Below are 18995 nucleotides of genomic sequence, written 5' to 3'. Positions count from 1 at the left end.
TTTCATAAATCGTATGCTATTATACAAGTAATACGAATCCTGATGTGTTCGCAACATGCAATCAGTTTTGACCGAACAATTTCTATCGTCGGGAGTCTAACTTTTATTATGTATGACATGCCCTATATTAAGGGACGTCAAAATTAATAAAGAGGACACCCACCTGCTGAGTGCGGGTTCAAAACGATAAGCTTCTATATTGTCGGCACGATTGGGATTCGTCCTAGATTACTAATGTCCCTCTAGCAATTAATTGTTGCTGGAGGGTTTTTGTTGGGCTTAAACCAACTAATATGATACAGATGGAGTGTTTATATGTTACATCAATTTTCTAGAAACGAATTATCCGTAGGAAAAGAAGGCGTAGACTTAATCAAAAATACGACAGTCGCTATTTTGGGTGTTGGAGGGGTTGGCTCTTTTGCAGCAGAAGCATGTGCTAGAAGCGGAGTCGGTCGAATTATTTTAGTGGACAAGGATAATGTGGATATTACGAATATTAACCGACAATTAGTAGCGTACATTTCTACAATCGGTCGATCTAAATCAGAAGTGATGAAAGAGAGAATTGCCGATATTAATCCAGATTGTGAAGTAATTGATATGCATATGTTTTATACAGAAGAAACTTATGAGCAATTTTTTGCGATGGATATAGATTATGTAATTGATGCATCCGATACAATCATTTATAAAGTACATTTGATGAAAGAATGTTTAAAACGTGGTATTAAAATTATTTCGAGTATGGGAGCAGCAAATAAAACAGATCCTACTCGCTTTCAAATTGCTGATATTTCTAAAACGCATACAGATCCAATTGCGAGAGTTATTCGTACGAAATTACGTAAAGAAGATCATATTACAAAAGGCATTCCAGTCGTGTTTTCCGATGAAAGCCCAATTGTCGTACGTGAGGATGTCGTTGGAACAGTAGGAAAACCAGATGCAGCGATTCGTAAAGCAAAAATGCCACCATCTTCCAATGCTTTCGTCCCATCTACAGTAGGTTTAATATGCGCTAGTTGGGTGATTAATGATATTACGAAAGAAATTCATATTAATCGAGTGAAGTAATTAGTTGCAGTTTCTTCCTTTTCCCTTATACTAAAATTAATACATCGAGGAATGAGAGGGATAGACAATGACAGAATCGACCAATCAAGAAGCACCTAAAAAGAAAATGACATTGCAAGAAGCAGTGAAACAAAAGCTAGAAGAAAAGAAAAACCAAGCGAATGGCGGCAAAGCCCAAGCGAATGGACCGGCAGCTAACCAAAAAGCAAAAAGCCAAATGACGAAGAAAGTAAGTAATACACGTCGTAAAATGGGTGTGTAATCGACCACTTTGAGCTCCGCATGAGAAAGATCTCCTGCGAAGCTTTTTTTGTTCCTAATAAAAACCCATATTAGCCAAGATAAACTGGGTTTAGGGATTATTTTTCTTTTTTAAACTTTTCCAAACGATTATAAATCGCGGCAAGTCGTTTCTCTTCACCAGCCTCAACCGGTTCATAAAATCTGGTGCCGACCAAATTATCGGGTAAATATGTTTGATTTACCCAACCACCGAAAGTGCCAATTTTATGATCATGGGGGTATATATATCCGCCGTGCCCAAGCTCCGCTGCCCCTGCGTAATGTGTATCCTTCAAATGTTTCGGAATATCTCCAGTTTTACCTGCATGAATGCTCGCGATTGCAGAATCCAGGGCTGAATAAGCTGAATTGGATTTCTCTGATAAACACATAAGTACAACAGCATTAGCCAGTGGAATACGAGCTTCCGGTAATCCAAGTCTTTCTGCTGACTGAATTGCAGCAAGTACTTGTGGACCAACGGAAGGATTTGCAAGCCCAATATCTTCATAGCTCATAACGAGTAACCGTCTAGACACTGCGACCAAATCTCCGTTTTCAAGTAAATGCGCTAAATAATAGAGTGCTGCATCCGTATCACTCCCACGAACTGACTTTTGCAGAGCGGATAATAAATTATAGAAATGAGATCCTTTTTTATCACCAAAAACTCCGACTCGGTCAATTAAACTGTTCAGTATACTATCTTGTACTTTTGTCACACCATCTTCTTCAAAGCTTGCAAAAATCGTCGATTCCAATAAAGTTAATGCTTTTCTCGCATCCCCATTAGCGGCGTCTGCTATTTTTTTTCGCTGTTCTTCGGCAATGGCAATAACCATTTTCCCTAGCCCTTTTTCTTTATCTAGCAATGCCCGTTCTAGCAGCATGTCCACATCTTCGGATGTAAGTCTATTTAATTGTTTTATTTCCCCACAACGTGAGCGAATTGCCGGATTCACATCATGAAATGGGTTTTCTGTCGTAGCACCGATTAATATAATCGAGCCATTTTCCACATGTGGAAGGAGTGTATCTTGTTGTAACTTATTGAATCTGTGAATTTCATCTAAAAATAATATCACCTTCCCGCTTATCCGTGCATCTGCTACAACTTCTTCTACATCTTTTTTTCCTGCTTTCGTTGCATTGAGGGCGACAAAAGGAAGTTTTGTCGTTCCTGCAATTGCAAAGGCGAGAGAAGTTTTTCCTACCCCAGGATCCCCGTATAAAAGCATAGAAGGGACATGCCCGTTTTTAATCATTTTATATAAAGCGGTATCTTTTCCTATAACATGCTGCTGTCCTGCAATTTCGTCTATCGTTTGAGGTCTCATTCGATATGCTAAAGGTTCGTTGCTCAAAACAATCTCTCCTTATTCAAACGTCTGTTCTTTAATTATAGCGAAGTTTCTAGGAAAAGTCATTTTGAATTCGCTCTAGCCCCTCTATATGCTATACTTATAAAAGTATTTCTTAAATTTAATGAGGTGGAATATATTGAAATTTTCAACAAAAGGACGATATGGATTAACAATCATGGTCGCTTTAGGAAAACAGTACGGAGAGGGTCCTATCGCGCTTCGACAAATTGCAGCGGAGTATAATTTATCAGAAGCGTATTTAGAACAAATTGTTTCTCCTTTGCGAAATGCAGGACTTGTTAAAAGTGTGCGAGGTGCCTACGGAGGATATATGCTATCAAGTAAGCCAAACGATATCACAGCTGGTGATGTTATTCGTGTTTTGGAAGGACCGATTCAAATAGTAGAAGGTATTGAAGAGGAAGAACCACCACAGCGTGAATTATGGATGCGTATACGTGACGCAGTAAAAAATGTACTTGATACAACTACAATTGAAGATTTGGCAAAATATACAGAAGATAATCCAGACGACAATGGATATATGTTTTATATTTAAGGAGTCGTACAAATGACTAGAATCTATTTAGATCATGCTGCCACTACCCCGATGGCGGAAGAAGTTATACAAATATTTACAGCAGAGATAATCGATGAATTCGGAAATGCATCTAGCATTCACCAAACTGGTAGAAATGCGAGAAAAAAACTAGACCAAGCACGTAACGTCTTTGCGGCTAGTATCGGTGCTCATGAAACAGAAATTACGATAACAAGTGGTGGAACTGAAGCGGATAACTACGCTATTTTTGGTACTGCTTACGCTCGAAAAAGCGAAGGAAAGCATATTATTACAACGCAAATTGAACATCACGCAGTGCTGCATGCTTGCGAGCAATTAGAACGTGAAGGATTTGACGTTACGTATTTACCGGTAAATAAAAAAGGGGTCATCGATATCAATGACTTGAAAAATTCGCTGCGAGACGATACTATTTTAGTTTCTGTTATGTATGCAAATAATGAAGTCGGAGCGATTCAACCAATTCAAGCAATTGGAGATTTATTAAAAGATCATCCTGCTTATTTCCATACAGATGCAGTACAAGCATATGGTAGCATTGAAATAAACGTGCATGCATTACATGTTGATTTGCTAAGTGTGTCTAGTCATAAGATTAATGGACCAAAAGGTATTGGCTTTTTATTCGTAGGAAAAGGAATTGCTTTAAAACCTTTGTTTTATGGAGGGCAACAAGAACGTAAAAAACGAGCTGGTACTGAAAATATTCCAGCCGTAGTTGCTTTTGCAAAAGCAGTGGAACTAAAGCAATCAAAACTACAAGAAAGCATTACCCGAAATATTCAATTGAAACAAGTTTTCGTACAGCAACTAGAAAGTAATGGCGTTCAATTCACGGTAAACGGTCCGAAAGAAGATGTTCTTTCGCATATATTGAATATTAGCATCCCTAAAACGGATGTAGAAACTTTTTTAGTACAACTTGATTTAGCTGGAATTGATGCTTCGAGTGGTTCTGCATGTACTGCTGGTTCCATCGATCCTTCTCATGTGCTAGTTGCTATGTATGGGGAGAATTCACCGGAACTACGCAACTCTGTCCGCTTTAGTTTTGGGATAAATAATACAGAGCAGCAAGTAATAGAAGCTGCAAATAAAATAAGTAAAATTATTCTTTAATTTGAATGATTGAAATGAGTGATTAAAAGTGAAAAAAATAGAAGATACACGAGTAGTTATCGGAATGTCAGGTGGGGTGGATTCATCCGTTGCGGCTTATTTATTGAAAGAACAAGGTTATGACGTCATCGGTATTTTCATGAAAAACTGGGATGATACTGACGAGTTTGGCGTTTGTACCGCTACCGACGACTATGAAGATGTTATTAAAGTGTGTAACCAAATTGGTATCCCATACTACGCAGTAAATTTTGAAAAACAATATTGGGATAAAGTATTTACGTATTTCTTAGAAGAGTACAAAGCGGGGCGAACACCAAATCCTGACGTTATGTGCAACAAAGAAATCAAATTCAAAGCGTTTTTAGAGCACGCATTAGCATTAGGTGCTGACTATTTAGCTACTGGGCACTACGCGCAAGTAGAAGTACGTGATGGACAAACGCGCATGTTACGCGGCAAAGATAATAACAAAGATCAAACGTATTTCTTAAACCAATTAAACCAAGAGCAATTAGAAAAAGTCATGTTTCCAATTGGCCATTTAGAAAAGAAAAAAGTTCGAGAAATTGCATTAGAGCAAGGCTTGGCAACAGCAACGAAAAAAGATTCTACTGGTATCTGTTTCATCGGAGAAAGAAATTTCAAAGAATTTTTAGGTCAATATCTTCCTGCTCAAAAAGGTGTAATGGAAACGATGGATGGTAAACAAATGGGTCATCATGACGGGTTGATGTATTATACAATTGGACAGCGTCATGGTTTGGGTATTGGTGGTTCGGGAGACCCTTGGTTCGTTATTGGAAAAGATCTAGAACGAAATGTATTGTTAGTAGGTCAAAATATTAACAATGATGCATTGTTTTCTACTAGTTTAACAGCAACCGATCTATCTTTTACAACTACATTAGAAAAACCAAAATCATTTACTTGCACAGCAAAATTCCGTTACCGTCAAGAAGATGTAGGTGTTCATGTAGAGTTACTTTCAGAAGACAAAGTACTTGTAACATTTGATCAACCTGTTCGCGCAATTACACCGGGACAAGCAGTTGTACTTTATCAAGGCGACGAATGCCTAGGTGGAGCAACGATTGACGAAGTGTTTAAAGATGGATTGAAATTGGACTACGTCGGGTAACAGGAGGTTTTAGAATGAATTACAATGAATTAGGGATTCAAGCGATTCAAGAAGAAAATTATGAAAAAGCAGTAGAATTATTCACAAAGGCAATTGAAGAAAATCCTGATGAAGCGATTGGCTATATTAACTTTGGAAATCTACTAGCTTCTATGAATGAAAATGACCGTGCAGAACGATTTTTTCAAAAAGCAATTACACTAGACGAGCACGCTGCCACTGCATTTTATAGTCTAGCAAACTTATACTATAATACTGACCGTTTCGAGGAAGCTGCTAAACTTTATGAAAAAGCAATTTCGAATGGAATTGAAGGGGCAGATGCATATTTTATGCTAGGAAAAAGCTTTGAAAAAGAAGGGCATACTAAGCTTTCCTTGCCATATTTACAACGTGCTTTTGAACTAGCACCCGAAGATATTCAAATTGCACTTTCGTATGGTATTGCGCTAGCAAGTATGGAAATGTTTGAACAAGCGGAACCCCTGTTCAAAGAAATTTTAGCGTTAGAAGCAGAAAATGCAGATGCGCATTATAATTTAGGTGTGTTATATGCTGTTTCTACATCGGATACAGATGCCGCTTTACATCATTTAAAAGAAGCTTTTACCATTCAACCAACTTATGATCAAGCACGTTATGTGTACGACATGATTTCGTTACGTAATTAATGAACAGAGTAAACCCCGGAGGCGATAGTATGACAAACGAAATGAACATGGAAAAACAGTTTATATCTGGTCGTCCTATCGTCTCTATTTTTCATAATCCTCAAAACCTATTTTCCATCATCAAATTAAAAATAAAATCTACCAATACTACATATACCGATAAAGAAATAATTGTAACTGGTTATTTCCCATCACTCGTGTTAGAAGAAGCATATAAATTTACTGGGTATATTAAGAATCATCCGAAATATGGTGTACAGTTCCAAGTGGAGACATTTCAAAAAGAAGTGCCTGCAACAGAGCAAGGAATTGTCCATTATTTATCGAGTGATATGTTCCCAGGTATTGGACGCAAAACGGCTGAAATAATTGTGAAAAAGCTTGGTTCAAATGCTATCAATAAAATATTAGACGACCCTGCTGCTTTAGATGCGATTCCAAGGCTCGCGGAAGAGAAAAAACAAACACTACGAGCCGTCTTAGAACAAAATTTAGGTTTAGAGAAAGTAATGATCCAGCTGAACGAATGGGGTTTTGGACCTCAAATTGCGATGAAAATATACCAAGCATACCGAGAAGAAACCCTCACAGTGCTAACAAAAAATCCATACCGTCTGATTGAAGAAGTGGAAGGTGTCGGATTTGTACGTGCAGATGAACTTGGTTATAAATTAGGCATTAAAGGGAATCACCCAGACCGTATTAAAGCGGCAATCTTTCATCTGTTGCAAACTGCATCTTTAAGTGAAGGACATGTCTTTTTATATGCGGAGCAGTTACTCGAATCGGTTAAAAAACTGTTGGAGACTGCTCAAAGAGAAGAAATACCGTTTGACTCGATTACGAAATGTTGTATAGAACTTGCAGAAGAAAGCCGAATAGTAGGGGAAGTAAATCGTTTTTATATCCCGTCTCTTTACTACTCAGAAGTAGGAATCGGTTCAAAAATTGAAACATTGCTCGGTGAAAATGACGCGCATCATAAATTTCCACTAGCAGAGATGAAAAAACATTTAGGTGGAATTGAAGAACGTTTAGGTGTGCAATATGCTACTACCCAAGTAAAGGCGATTGAAACGGCATTAAATGCTAGTATGACTTTACTTACAGGTGGACCGGGTACAGGGAAAACGACGGTAGTCCGAGGGATCGTTGAATTGTATGCGGAACTTCATGGACTTTCACTCGATCCAAAAGAATGGGCTAAAGACAAAAAGCCGTTCCCTATTGTATTGGCGGCTCCAACTGGGAGGGCGGCTAAACGATTAAGTGAGTCAACGGAATTACCAGCGATGACTATTCACCGGTTGTTAGGATTTACAGGTCAAGAAGACTCCGATGTGGAAGGAAAAGAAATAGAAGGGAAGCTAATCATTATTGATGAGACTTCCATGCTCGACACTTGGCTTGGACATCAATTGTTAAAAGCAATTCCGAAAGATGCACAAGTAATTTTTGTAGGAGATCAAGATCAGTTACCTCCTGTTGGACCTGGACAAGTATTGAAAGATTTACTTGCTTCTAAACGAATTCCAACAGTAGAACTTAAAGATATTTATCGACAATCGGAAGGTTCTTCTATCATTGAATTAGCGCATGACATGAAAAGAGGCTCAGTTCCCAAAACGTTGTTGGATAAAACGAGGGATCGTTCTTTTATTAAGGCTTCGACAGAACAAATACCAAAAGTAGTGGAGCAAGTATTAAAAAGTGCTTTATCCAAAGGACATTCTATTCGTGATATACAAGTTCTAGCCCCAATGTATAGAGGACCAGCTGGAATTGATGCATTAAATAAAATGATGCAAGAAATGGTCAATCCAAATCCTGATGGTAAGCGAAAAGAAATGATTTTTGGAGAAACGATTTATAGAATCGGCGATAAAGTGCTCCAACTCGTCAACCAGCCGGAAAGCAACGTGTTTAACGGAGATATGGGGGAAGTAGTGAGTATTTTTAGAGCTGCGGAAACGGTAGAGAAAAAGGAAATGCTAGTCGTTTCATTTGATGGTACGGAAGTGACGTACGAAAAAAATGATTTAAATCAAATTACATTAGCTTATTGCTGTTCTGTACATAAATCGCAAGGTAGTGAATTCCAAACGGTTATTATGCCAGTGACGAGAAGTTATATGAAAATGCTACGTCGAAACCTATTATATACAGGAATTACGAGAGCTAAAAGTTTCTTAATACTTTGCGGGGATCCAGAAGTATTTAAGTTTGGGGTTGAGCGGACGGATGACTTACAGCGTCTAACAACACTAAAAGATCGATTGGCTGGTAGTGAAGAGCAGCCCGTGGAGGAGGAAGTGGAAGATGCACCTTCCGAAGAAATCTTTGTAGACACGACTTTTTTAACAGCGGATAATTATCACTTGATCGATCCATTAATCGGCATGAAAGGAATTACACCGTATCAATTTATGGGTGCTGACAATTGACAATGGGACAATTGTTTCTTATAATCAATTGCATATAACGAAATCAATTGCATATAACGAAAATGTTGACGGAGAAAGTACTATTATTACCTGACTAGAGAGGGATTCCAAGGCTGGAAGAATCCCCAGTGCATAATAATTAGGAAAGCTACTCTTGAGTGCAGTTAAAACCTGCCGTATTGCTGCGTTAAGGCTTCTTTAAGAGACATATTTGGCCGTAAGCTAATATGTAACTAGGGTGGTACCACGAAATAATAGCTTTCGTCCCTTTTGGGATGAGGGCTTTTTTTATTTCTAAAAATTAGGAGGAATTTTGATGAAACAATTAACAGGTGCTCAAATTAGACAAATGTATTTAGACTTCTTTATTGAAAAAGGACATACACAAGAACCATCTGCTCCACTAGTACCGATTAATGATCCATCTTTGCTTTGGATTAATAGTGGTGTTGCAACATTAAAAAAATATTTTGATGGTCGTGTTGTGCCGGAAAATCCACGTATTACAAATGCGCAAAAATCGATTCGTACAAATGACATTGAAAATGTAGGGAAAACGGCTAGACACCATACATTCTTTGAAATGTTAGGTAATTTCTCGATTGGCGAATACTTTAAAAAAGAAGCGATCGAGTGGGCATGGGAATTTCTAACAGACGAAAAGTGGATGGCTTTTGAAGCAGAAAAACTATCGATTACGGTTCATCCAGAAGATGAAGAAGCATATAGTATTTGGAGAAACGAAATTGGTATTCCGGAAGAAAGAATTATTCGACTTGAAGGTAACTTCTGGGATATTGGAGAAGGTCCAAGTGGTCCCAACTCCGAAATTTTTTATGACCGAGGGGAAAGCTATGGAAATGATGAAAATGATCCAGAGTTATATCCAGGTGGAGAAAATGAACGTTATTTAGAAATTTGGAACTTGGTATTTTCTGAATTCAACCATAATCCAGATCACACGTACACACCACTACCAAAACAAAATATTGATACTGGCATGGGTCTGGAACGTATGGCAAGTGTCGTACAAGATGTTCCTACAAACTTTGATACGGATTTATTTATCCCAATTATTCGCCAAACGGAAATAATTTCAGGGAAAACATATCGTACAAACGATGTAGATGATACAGCATTTAAAGTAATTGCCGACCACGTTCGTACAGTTGCTTTTGCAATCGGAGACGGTGCACTTCCATCAAATGAAGGGAGAGGCTATGTACTTAGAAGATTACTTCGACGTGCAGTACGTTTTGCAAAACAACTTGGTATCGACAAACCATTTCTATTTGAGCTTGTTCCTGTTGTTGGAGAAATAATGCAAAGCTTCTATCCGGAAGTAACGGCAAAAAAAGATTTCATCATGCGTGTTATGAAAACAGAAGAAGAACGTTTCCATGAAACACTTCATGACGGTTTAGCAATTTTAGAAAAAGTAATCGAAGAGCAACGTGCAAAAGGGGAATCATTTATTCCAGGAACGACTACCTTTACTTTATATGATACGTACGGCTTCCCAATTGAACTAACAGAAGAATACGCAGAAGAAGCAAATATGACAGTAGACAAAGAAGGATTCAAAACAGAGATGGAAGCACAACGCTCCCGTGCTCGTGCTGCTCGTCAAAATGTCGATTCGATGCAAGTCCAATCAGAGGTTTATAGTAATCTTCATGACGAAAGTGAATTTGTTGGATACGACACACTTACTGTTTCAACCAAAATTTCATCGATTATTCTTGGACAAGCATTGGTGAAATCTGCTAGTGAAGGCGATGAAGTACAAGTTATCTTAACGCAAACTCCTTTCTATGCAGAAAGTGGAGGTCAAATTGCAGATCACGGAACTATTGAAAATGAGTCTTTTAGAGGATTTGTAAAGGACGTACAAAAAGCACCGAATGGACAAAACTTGCATACGGTAGTAATTGAATCAGGTGAAATTAATACGGATGGAATAGTTACTGCTAGCGTAGATCTATCACTTCGTGGATTTACAATTAAAAATCACTCTGCTACACATCTATTACATCAAGCACTTAAAGATGTTTTAGGAACACATGTAAACCAAGCTGGTTCTTATGTTGGTCCGGATCGTTTGCGTTTTGACTTTTCACATTTTGGACAAGTAACAAAAGAAGAGCTCGAAAAAATTGAGCGTATAGTGAATGAAAAAGTGTGGGATAATATTCCGGTAGTTACTGGATATCATAATATAGATGAAGCGAAAAAAATGGGGGCAATGGCATTATTTGGAGAAAAGTACGGTGATATTGTCCGAGTTGTACAAATGGGTTCATTCTCCTTAGAGCTTTGCGGGGGTGTTCACGTACAAAACACTTCTGAAATCGGATTCTTTAAAATCCTATCAGAAAGTGGGATTGGAGCGGGAACACGACGTATTGAAGCTGTTACTGGTAAAGGTGCTTTTGAAGTGGTAAAAGAAGAAGAACTAGTACTTGCTGAAGCAGCAAACTTATTGAAAGCACAACCAAAAGATCTTGTTTCTAAAGTAGCACAAACATTACAAGAATTAAAAAATACACAAAAAGAAAATGAATCACTTTCTGCAAAAATTGCAAATAGCCAAGCAGCTTCCGTATTATCTGCTGCTCAAACAATAAACGATGTTACCGTGTTATCCGTAAAAGTAGATGCAAAAGACAATAACCAGTTGCGTCAAATGATGGATGATTTAAAACAAAAACTTGATAAAGCAGTCATTGTCCTTGGAGCTATTGATGGGGATAAAGTAATGATTTCTGCAGGAGTGACAAAAGATTTAGTAGGCGGGAACTATCATGCAGGAAATATCGTCAAACTAGTAGCAGAACAATGTGGAGGAAAAGGTGGCGGTCGTCCTGACTTCGCAATGGCTGGTGCAAAAGACGGTAGTAAACTAGAGTCGGCATTAAATTCAGTTTACGAACATATGAAATCTATCTAATTTCACTCAGTCAGTGGCCTTAGAACTTGTTGAAGAAGTTAATGCCTCTGGCGGATGCCACAGATTTTTATTTTGGCACACTGTTTTTCTGCGGAGCTAACGAAGAGAAGCGGAAAACAAATACGCCAGGGCATATTTGATATGTTGGTATATTTGATACTATTTCCAATTTCGGTTATACTGAAAATAAGATAAGTAAAGTTGCCTACTAAAATCGAAAGCGAGGTGCTGATCATGAGTTCATTTGATAAAACGATGAAATTTAATTTTCCTGAAGAGTCGATGGAACAGGAAGTCAAACATGTGATGCTACAAGTACACTCTGCACTAGAAGAAAAAGGGTATAATTCTATCAATCAAATTGTAGGCTATCTACTATCTGGTGATCCAGCTTATATTCCTCGCCATCAAGATGCGCGTAATATGATTAGAAAGCTAGAGCGCGACGAGATTTTAGAGGAATTAGTTAAGTTTTACATTAAAAGAAATAACGAGGCTTAAACATGCGAATTATGGGTTTAGATGTTGGTTCCAGAACTGTAGGCGTTGCGATAAGTGACGCTATGGGTTGGACCGCACAAGGTATTGAAACCATCAAAATTAACGAAGACGAATTAAATTTTGGTTTGGATCGTATTGATGAATTAGTTAAGCAACATGTAGTAACCGAATTCGTTGTTGGTTATCCTAAAAACATGAATAACACTATTGGTCCGCGGGCAGAGGCATCCGAACGCTACGCGAAGCTACTAACCGATAAATACAATTTTCCTGTTACAATGTGGGATGAAAGATTGACAACAATGGCTGCAGAACGTATGTTAATAGATGCAGATGTTAGCCGTAAAAAACGGAAACAAGTTATTGACAAGATGGCCGCAGTAATGATATTACAAGGCTTTCTAGACAGAAAAAATAGATGAGGTGACTGCAATGGACCATGGTCAAGAAAATATTACAGTAGTAGATGAAAGTGGAAATGAGCAACTTTGCAATGTACTATTCACATTTGAATCAGAAGAATTTGGAAAATCTTATGTCCTTTATTATCCAGTCGGTGCGGAAGAAGATGAAGACGAAGAAATCGAAATTCACGCATCTTCATTCACTCCGAACGAAGCAGGCGAAGATGGAGATTTACTTCCAATCGAGACGGATGCTGAGTGGGATATGATCGAAGAAATGTTAAATACATTTTTAGATGAAGAAGACGAAGATTAATCATTCGATAAAAAAGGAAGGAAAGAGGCACTCCTCGTTCCTCCTTTTTCTTTTTGGTCATTATCTAGTATAATGAATTGGAATAAGGGGGGAAACCCGTGGGAAACGAATCAAAAAAAGAAATAATGTTTGATCGGATGAAAAAAAAGAAAAAAGAAGTGAAGCTTGTCAGAAGAATTGTATTGTCCATCGTACTATTTCTAGTTATTGTTGGTGGAATAGGTGGATATATTGCTTATAGTTATGTGAAAAGTGCATTAGAACCAATGGATCCAACTTCTGAAGAGCAAGTGGAGGTCGACATAGCAATAGGTTCAGGCTTAGATACAATTTCCGCAACTCTGGAAGCGAATGGGATTATTAAAGATGCAAAAATATTTAAATACTATGCCAAATTTAATAATGAATCTAATTTTCAAGCAGGAAAGTATAACTTAACAAAAGCGATGACTTTAGATGAAATTATCGAAAGTTTAAAAACTGGTAAAGTATACAGGGAACCGTTGTTTTCATTGACAATTCCAGAAGGACTAACTCTAGAACAAATAGGACAAGTAGTTGAAAAGAAAACTGGACAATCTGCCGATGAATTTTTCCAACTAGTAACAAGTGATGAATTTGTCGATAGAATGATTGTCAAGTACCCAAATCTACTTTCAGAGGAGATAAAAGGTGAAAACGTTCGGTATGCATTAGAAGGATATTTATATCCTGCAACTTATCCGTTTTTTGAAGAAGATCCATCATTAGAAGTCATAGCTGATACAATGATGGCAAATACAGAAAAAACAGTATCAGCCTATTATGATCTTTTACAAGCAGAGGAAAAAACTGTGCACTGGTTGTTGACATTTGCATCACTACTGGAGGAAGAAGCTACTGCACAAACGGATAGAGAAACAATTGCGAGCGTCTTTTATAATCGACTGGGTATTGATATGCCATTGCAAACAGATCCGACCGTTTTATATGCGCTAGGTAGCCATAAAGATCGTGTACTATTTGAAGATTTGGAAGTGGATAACCCATATAATACATATCAGAATTTAGGTTTGCCACCTGGTCCAATAGCGAACGCAGGGAAATCCTCTATTGAAGCAGTATTAAATCCAACAGATACGGATTATTTCTATTTCCTTGCTGATAAAGAAGGACAAAACCACTTTTCCGAAACGTATGAACAACATCTTCAGAAAATAGACGAGCACTTAAAATAATATAATGCAGGAGAAGGAATGATATCGCATTCCTTCTCCTGCTATGCTATTATAAGATATGTTTTTTACTGAATAAATGCTGAAGCGCTAAGTCTGCCTCCGAGGGGCAACGTTCTTCTGCGACGAGCTGTGCGCGGGGGTAAGAGCTGAAGCTAGACAGTTACTAGATAAGAAAGTGTATACTTTTTTATCTATTAAAAAGGGGTTAGCTAGAAATGAATGTAAGTGATGATTTTTTAAAAGACATGATAAAACCTCGCTCCGCTATTTTTATGGAAATGGAGCAATATGCAAAAGAAAACCATGTGCCCATTATGCAGTTAGTCGGGATGGAGTCCCTACTTCAACTTCTTTCCTTGCAAAAACCAACATCGATTTTAGAACTTGGAACAGCAATTGGCTATTCTTCTATGCGTATGGCGACGAAGTTAACTAATGCAACAATCGTAACGGTAGAACGAGATGAGCAAAAAGCAGAACTCGCGAAAAGCTATATAGAGCGAGCGAACTTGCATAATCGTATACAAGTTATTATTGGGGATGCTTTAGAAATTTCACACGAGCAATTGGAAGGCCGAACATTTGATGCGATTTTTATCGATGCTGCAAAAGGACAATATAAAAACTTTTTTGAGAAATACGCTCCATATCTAAATGATGGTGGCGTTATTTATTGTGATAATTTATTGTTAAATGGCTTGTCCGAATTGCCAATGAGTGAAGTACCGAGACGAAAAAGAACGATGGTACGAAACCAACATCAATTTATGGAGTGGCTAATAAATCATCCCGATTATGATACGGCATTCCTACCAGTCGGGGATGGCATGTTAGTAAGTATTAAGAGGTGAATAGATGAAAAAGACAGAGCTATTAGTAACTCCAACTAGTTTAGAACATATGACTGAGTTAATAAAAGCGGGAGCAGATGCTTTTTTAGTTGGGGAGCAGTTTTTCGGTTTGCGTCTAGCAGGAGAATTTACAATAGAGGATATTAAAGTTGCAAGAAAAAGCACAAAAGAACATAATAAGAAATTATATGTTGCGATGAACGGTCTTTTTCATAATGACAAGGTGGATGTACTTGCTCCTTATATGCAAAAATTACAAGAAATCGGTGTGGACGGCATAACATTTGGAGATCCTGCTGTCATTATTGCTAGACGTGAAGCAGGTGTTACGATTCCATTACATTGGAGTACCGAACAAACAGCAACAAACTATTTTACAGCTAACTATTGGGGTAAGCGTGGAGCCAACCGTGCCGTTTTAGCACGTGAACTGAGTTTAGATGAAATAGTGGATATAAAGGAAAATGCATATGTCCAAATAGAAGTACAAGTTCATGGAATGACGTGTATGTTCCAATCGAAACGTTCGTTACTAGGGAATTATTTTTTGTTCCAAGATAAAGTGATGGAAATAGAAAGTCGTTCCAACAATAAAAACATGTTTTTACATGATAAAGAACGAGCGAATAAGTACCCAATTTATGAAGATCAAAATGGTACACATATATTCAGTCCCAATGATATGTGTATGATTGATGAGCTGAACGAACTTTTAGATGCAGAGGTGGATAGTTTGAAAATAGATGGGATTTTACATGATCCCAATTATGTAACATCCATAACAAGTTATTATAGACAAGCCATTGATGCATACTACGATTCTTCAGCTAGCTATAAGAAGATTAAAAAAGAATTATTCAACAAAATTAAGGAAATACAGCCTCCAATCAGACCATTAGACACTGGATTCTTCTTTAAAGAAACCGTCTATTAGGAAAAGCGGAAGCGCTTATGTTAGAGGTATACAGTCTAGGTACGCGACATCGTGTCGCAAAGACTGTATGACCTGCATCCTGCAGGCCTCCGACGTAAATGTGAAAAAGCGAGGAGGCAGTTCCTAAGCCACCACAGCTTTTTCACATTTGACCCCGAGGGGTAAAGCGCTGAAGCTGGACAACTAAGAAAAGCGGAAGTGCTTATGTCTGAGGTATACAGTCTAAGGAGACGACATCGTATCGCAAATACTGTATTACCTGTTTCAAGGTAAAGCGCTGAAGTTGGACAGTTAAGAAAGGAAGGTATTAAGTGACAGTTACTAAATTAGACAATATAAGTGAACTTGTTAACGGTAAGCGCGTTATTACAAAAAAGCCTGAGTTATTAGCGCCTGCAGGAAGTTTAGAAAAACTGAAAATTGCTGTTCATTATGGGGCTGATGCTGTATTTATCGGTGGTCAAGAATTTGGATTACGATCAAATGCTGGAAATTTCTCCATAGAGGAAATGCGTGAAGGTGTCGAATTTGCGAAGCGGTACGGAGCGAAAATTTATGTGACGACGAATATTTTCGCACATAACGAAAATATGGATGGGCTAGTAGAGTATTTGCAAGCTATTGAAGATGCCGGAGTTACTGGAATCATAGTAGCTGATCCGTTGATTATTGAAACATGTCGTACTTATGCTCCTAAGTTAGAGTTGCATTTAAGTACTCAACAATCATTATCCAACTGGAAAGCAGTTCAATATTGGAAAGAAGAAGGGTTACATCGGGTTGTACTCGCACGTGAAACGACTGGCGATGAAATTCAATTAATGAAAGAAAAAGTAGACATTGAAATTGAAACATTTGTGCACGGTGCTATGTGCATTGCTTATAGCGGTAGATGTACTCTTTCTAATCACATGACAGCCCGTGATTCTAACCGTGGTGGCTGTTGCCAATCATGTCGTTGGGATTATGATTTATATGAACAAAAAGATGGGGAAGAGCACCCATTATTTGAAGAAAAAGATATTCCATTTGCGATGAGTCCAAAGGATTTAAAACTGCTAGAGTCCATACCGAGAATGATTGAAATGGGTATAGATTCGTTAAAAGTCGAAGGACGAATGAAGTCAATTCATTATATTGCAACTGTCGTTAGTGTTTACCGAAAAGTAATCGATGCATATTGTGCAGATCCAGAAAACTTTGTCATGAAACAAGCGTGGCTTACAGAACTTGAAAAATGCGCAAACCGTGAAACGGATACGGCATTTTTTGAAGGCGAACCAAGTTTTGAACAACAAATGTACGGTGTACACGATAAAAAGCTCGGTTACGATTTTGTAGGACTCGTTTTAGACTATGACGAGAAAACGCAAATAGTAACGCTTCAACAACGGAACTATTTTAAACCGGGTGACGAAGTAGAGTTTTTTGGACCCGAAATTGAAAATGTTCGGATAACAATATGTGAAATAACCAATAAAAAAGGACAAGTATTAGATGCAGCAAGACATCCTTTAGAAATAGTACAGTTTATATGTCCTGTTAAATTGTACCCAAATAACATGATGAGAAAGGGGCTAAAATAATGTCAAGTCGAACTCCTCTTATCATAGGAATCACTGGCGGTTCTGGTTCTGGTAAAACGAGTGTCACAAATGCAATTAGTGATGTGTTCAAAGACCATTCCGTTGTCGTGATCGAACAAGATTATTATTATAAAGACCAAAGCCATTTAAAATTTGAAGAACGTTTAAACACAAACTATGATCATCCACTTGCTTTTGATAACGATTTGCTTATCGAGCATATTCGTGACTTATTAAATAATAAAGCAATAGAAAAACCGGTGTATGATTATGCACAGCATACGCGTTCTAATGAAACGATTACAATAGAGCCAAAAGATGTAATCATATTAGAAGGTATACTAGTGCTAGAAGATGAGCGACTCCGTAATTTAATGAACATAAAATTATTTGTGGATACTGATTCTGATTTACGAATTATTCGTCGAATTTTACGAGATATTCACGAAAGAGGTCGTACGGTTGAATCAGTAGTAGAGCAATATCTCACAGTCGTTCGTCCTATGCATAACCAATTTATAGAGCCGACTAAAAAATATGCAGATATCATTATTCCAGAAGGCGGACAAAATGAAGTGGCAATAGATTTAATGGTTACAAAAATAAAAACTATTCTTGAAACTAACGTTATTGTGTAATATGATGATTGGTGATTGACAATAATTTCATGAAATTCATATCATTTTATAGTTCAGCATAGAATGGTACATGAAGAATGTTTTAAGTGTGTATTTAAAGGAGTGTATGGGAAGTGTCAACAGAGAAACAATATCCAATGACCGTTGCTGGTAAACAAAAATTAGAAGAAGAATTAGAATTATTGAAAACGGTGAAACGTAAAGAAGTAGTAGAACGTATTAAAATTGCGAGAAGCTTTGGAGACTTATCCGAAAACTCGGAATATGATTCTGCAAAAGAAGACCAAGCATTCGTAGAAGGCAGAATTTCTACACTTGAGTCGATGATTCGAAATGCAGTTATTATTGAAGAAGAAGGCAATAATGATACTGTAGCACTAGGGAAAACGGTAACATTTATCGAAATTCCTGATGGTGATGAAGAAACTTATACAATCGTTGGTTCAGCAGAAGCTGATCCACTGGAAGGTCTAATTTCAAATGATTCACCTATTGCTAAAGGTTTACTTGGTAAAACAATAGGAGAAAAAGTGAAAATAGTGACACCAGGCGGAGAAATGGACGTAGAAATAAAATCTATTTCATAACAAGGAAGAGGTAAACATTATGTTTGCCTCTTTTTTGATGCTTGAGGAAATTATATTAACTAGACAAGTGGTTAACTTCCTAATAATATTTGAGTATCATTCTTTAGCGATAATGAGACTTTGTGAGTTAAATGAAGAGTCCGCAATGATTTTCGTTGCAGGGCGGACGCTCTCCGCGGGGTGAGCGATGAGCCATCACCATAGCTTCGCCGTCCGTTGTGATGTCTCATCTGTCTCACTTCATCCCGCAGGAGTCGCCGCCTGCTACGAAAATCAATGGAGCTTGCTGACTTATTAGTTTCTCGCTTAATAAATCAAAATATTTATTAG

18 protein-coding genes, 1 other RNA gene and 1 other annotated feature are annotated in these 18995 nt (G+C 37.7%); of the genes, 18 read left to right on the top strand and 1 reads right to left on the bottom strand.

Going from position 1 to position 18995, the window contains the following annotated elements:
* Window positions 1-33 precede the first annotated feature (33 nt).
* The 3 genes from ssrS to BMZ04_RS05010 all read left to right on the top strand — a co-directional run bounded on the left by ssrS (window position 34) and on the right by BMZ04_RS05010 (window position 1339).
* Window positions 34-222, top strand: a non-coding RNA gene (ssrS, locus tag BMZ04_RS05020) — 6S RNA.
* Between the two features lie 93 nt (window positions 223-315).
* On the top strand, window positions 316-1077 hold the full coding sequence (locus BMZ04_RS05015) for a tRNA threonylcarbamoyladenosine dehydratase (protein ID WP_093266187.1): 762 nt from the start codon (window positions 316-318) through the stop codon (window positions 1075-1077).
* A gap of 67 nt (window positions 1078-1144) precedes the next feature.
* Window positions 1145-1339: a hypothetical protein gene (locus BMZ04_RS05010; protein WP_093266185.1), complete on the top strand. Its 195-nt coding sequence runs from the start codon at window positions 1145-1147 to the stop codon at window positions 1337-1339.
* A gap of 97 nt (window positions 1340-1436) precedes the next feature.
* On the opposite strand, the gene BMZ04_RS05005 is transcribed toward BMZ04_RS05010, so the two are convergent.
* On the bottom strand, window positions 1437-2723 hold the full coding sequence (locus BMZ04_RS05005; RefSeq protein WP_093266184.1) for a replication-associated recombination protein A: 1287 nt from the start codon (window positions 2721-2723) through the stop codon (window positions 1437-1439).
* 136 nt (window positions 2724-2859) lie between these two features.
* Between BMZ04_RS05005 and cymR the strand changes: the two genes are divergently transcribed.
* From cymR to greA, 15 genes are all read left to right on the top strand, one after another.
* A complete protein-coding gene (gene cymR / locus BMZ04_RS05000; protein WP_093266182.1) occupies window positions 2860-3282 on the top strand; it encodes a cysteine metabolism transcriptional regulator CymR in 423 nt (140 codons plus the stop codon).
* Window positions 3283-3294: 12 nt separating this feature from the next.
* Window positions 3295-4425: a cysteine desulfurase family protein gene (locus tag BMZ04_RS04995; RefSeq protein ID WP_093266180.1), complete on the top strand. Its 1131-nt coding sequence runs from the start codon at window positions 3295-3297 to the stop codon at window positions 4423-4425.
* A 28-nt stretch (window positions 4426-4453) separates the two neighbouring features.
* Window positions 4454-5566, top strand: a complete 1113-nt coding sequence (gene mnmA / locus BMZ04_RS04990) for a tRNA 2-thiouridine(34) synthase MnmA (RefSeq protein ID WP_143128273.1) — start codon at window positions 4454-4456, stop codon at window positions 5564-5566.
* A 14-nt stretch (window positions 5567-5580) separates the two neighbouring features.
* Window positions 5581-6237 (top strand): tetratricopeptide repeat protein, encoded by a 657-nt coding sequence (locus BMZ04_RS04985; protein ID WP_093266178.1) that lies wholly within the window; start codon window positions 5581-5583, stop codon window positions 6235-6237.
* A 29-nt stretch (window positions 6238-6266) separates the two neighbouring features.
* Entirely contained in the window at window positions 6267-8681 is a 2415-nt protein-coding gene (locus tag BMZ04_RS04980; protein ID WP_093266176.1) for an SF1B family DNA helicase RecD2, read from the top strand.
* 56 nt (window positions 8682-8737) lie between these two features.
* Window positions 8738-8953: a binding site (T-box leader), on the top strand.
* 44 nt (window positions 8954-8997) lie between these two features.
* Window positions 8998-11631, top strand: coding sequence for an alanine--tRNA ligase (gene alaS, locus BMZ04_RS04975; protein ID WP_093266174.1), 2634 nt, complete (start codon window positions 8998-9000; stop codon window positions 11629-11631).
* Between the two features lie 234 nt (window positions 11632-11865).
* Window positions 11866-12132, top strand: coding sequence for an IreB family regulatory phosphoprotein (locus BMZ04_RS04970; RefSeq protein ID WP_093266172.1), 267 nt, complete (start codon window positions 11866-11868; stop codon window positions 12130-12132).
* Window positions 12133-12134: 2 nt separating this feature from the next.
* Window positions 12135-12554, top strand: coding sequence for a Holliday junction resolvase RuvX (ruvX, locus tag BMZ04_RS04965; protein ID WP_093266170.1), 420 nt, complete (start codon window positions 12135-12137; stop codon window positions 12552-12554).
* Window positions 12555-12564: 10 nt separating this feature from the next.
* Window positions 12565-12852 carry a DUF1292 domain-containing protein gene (locus BMZ04_RS04960; RefSeq protein WP_093266168.1) on the top strand — a complete coding sequence of 96 codons (288 nt, stop codon included), beginning with the start codon at window positions 12565-12567 and terminating at the stop codon, window positions 12850-12852.
* Window positions 12853-12950: 98 nt separating this feature from the next.
* Entirely contained in the window at window positions 12951-14069 is a 1119-nt protein-coding gene (mltG, locus tag BMZ04_RS04955) for an endolytic transglycosylase MltG (RefSeq protein WP_093266166.1), read from the top strand.
* Window positions 14070-14284: 215 nt separating this feature from the next.
* Window positions 14285-14920: an O-methyltransferase gene (locus BMZ04_RS04950; RefSeq protein ID WP_093266164.1), complete on the top strand. Its 636-nt coding sequence runs from the start codon at window positions 14285-14287 to the stop codon at window positions 14918-14920.
* A 4-nt stretch (window positions 14921-14924) separates the two neighbouring features.
* Complete coding sequence (locus BMZ04_RS04945; RefSeq protein ID WP_093266162.1) at window positions 14925-15854, top strand: peptidase U32 family protein; 930 nt, start codon at window positions 14925-14927, stop codon at window positions 15852-15854.
* Between the two features lie 311 nt (window positions 15855-16165).
* Window positions 16166-17440, top strand: coding sequence for a peptidase U32 family protein (locus BMZ04_RS04940; RefSeq protein WP_093266160.1), 1275 nt, complete (start codon window positions 16166-16168; stop codon window positions 17438-17440).
* The gene (udk, locus tag BMZ04_RS04935) at window positions 17440-18078 is read left to right on the top strand and encodes a uridine kinase (RefSeq protein ID WP_093266157.1); all 639 of its coding nucleotides are present in this window, start codon (window positions 17440-17442) and stop codon (window positions 18076-18078) included. The genes BMZ04_RS04940 and udk overlap by 1 nt, the downstream gene beginning before the upstream one ends.
* 113 nt (window positions 18079-18191) lie before the next feature.
* Window positions 18192-18665: a transcription elongation factor GreA gene (greA, locus tag BMZ04_RS04930; RefSeq protein ID WP_093266154.1), complete on the top strand. Its 474-nt coding sequence runs from the start codon at window positions 18192-18194 to the stop codon at window positions 18663-18665.
* Window positions 18666-18995: the final 330 nt, after the last annotated feature.

This window comes from Psychrobacillus sp. OK032 (assembly GCF_900111345.1).
In the GTDB taxonomy this organism is placed as follows: Bacteria; Bacillota; Bacilli; order Bacillales_A; family Planococcaceae; genus Psychrobacillus.
The sequence above is the reverse complement of the archived record's forward strand: the minus strand, read 5'-3'. Positions and strand labels throughout refer to the sequence as shown.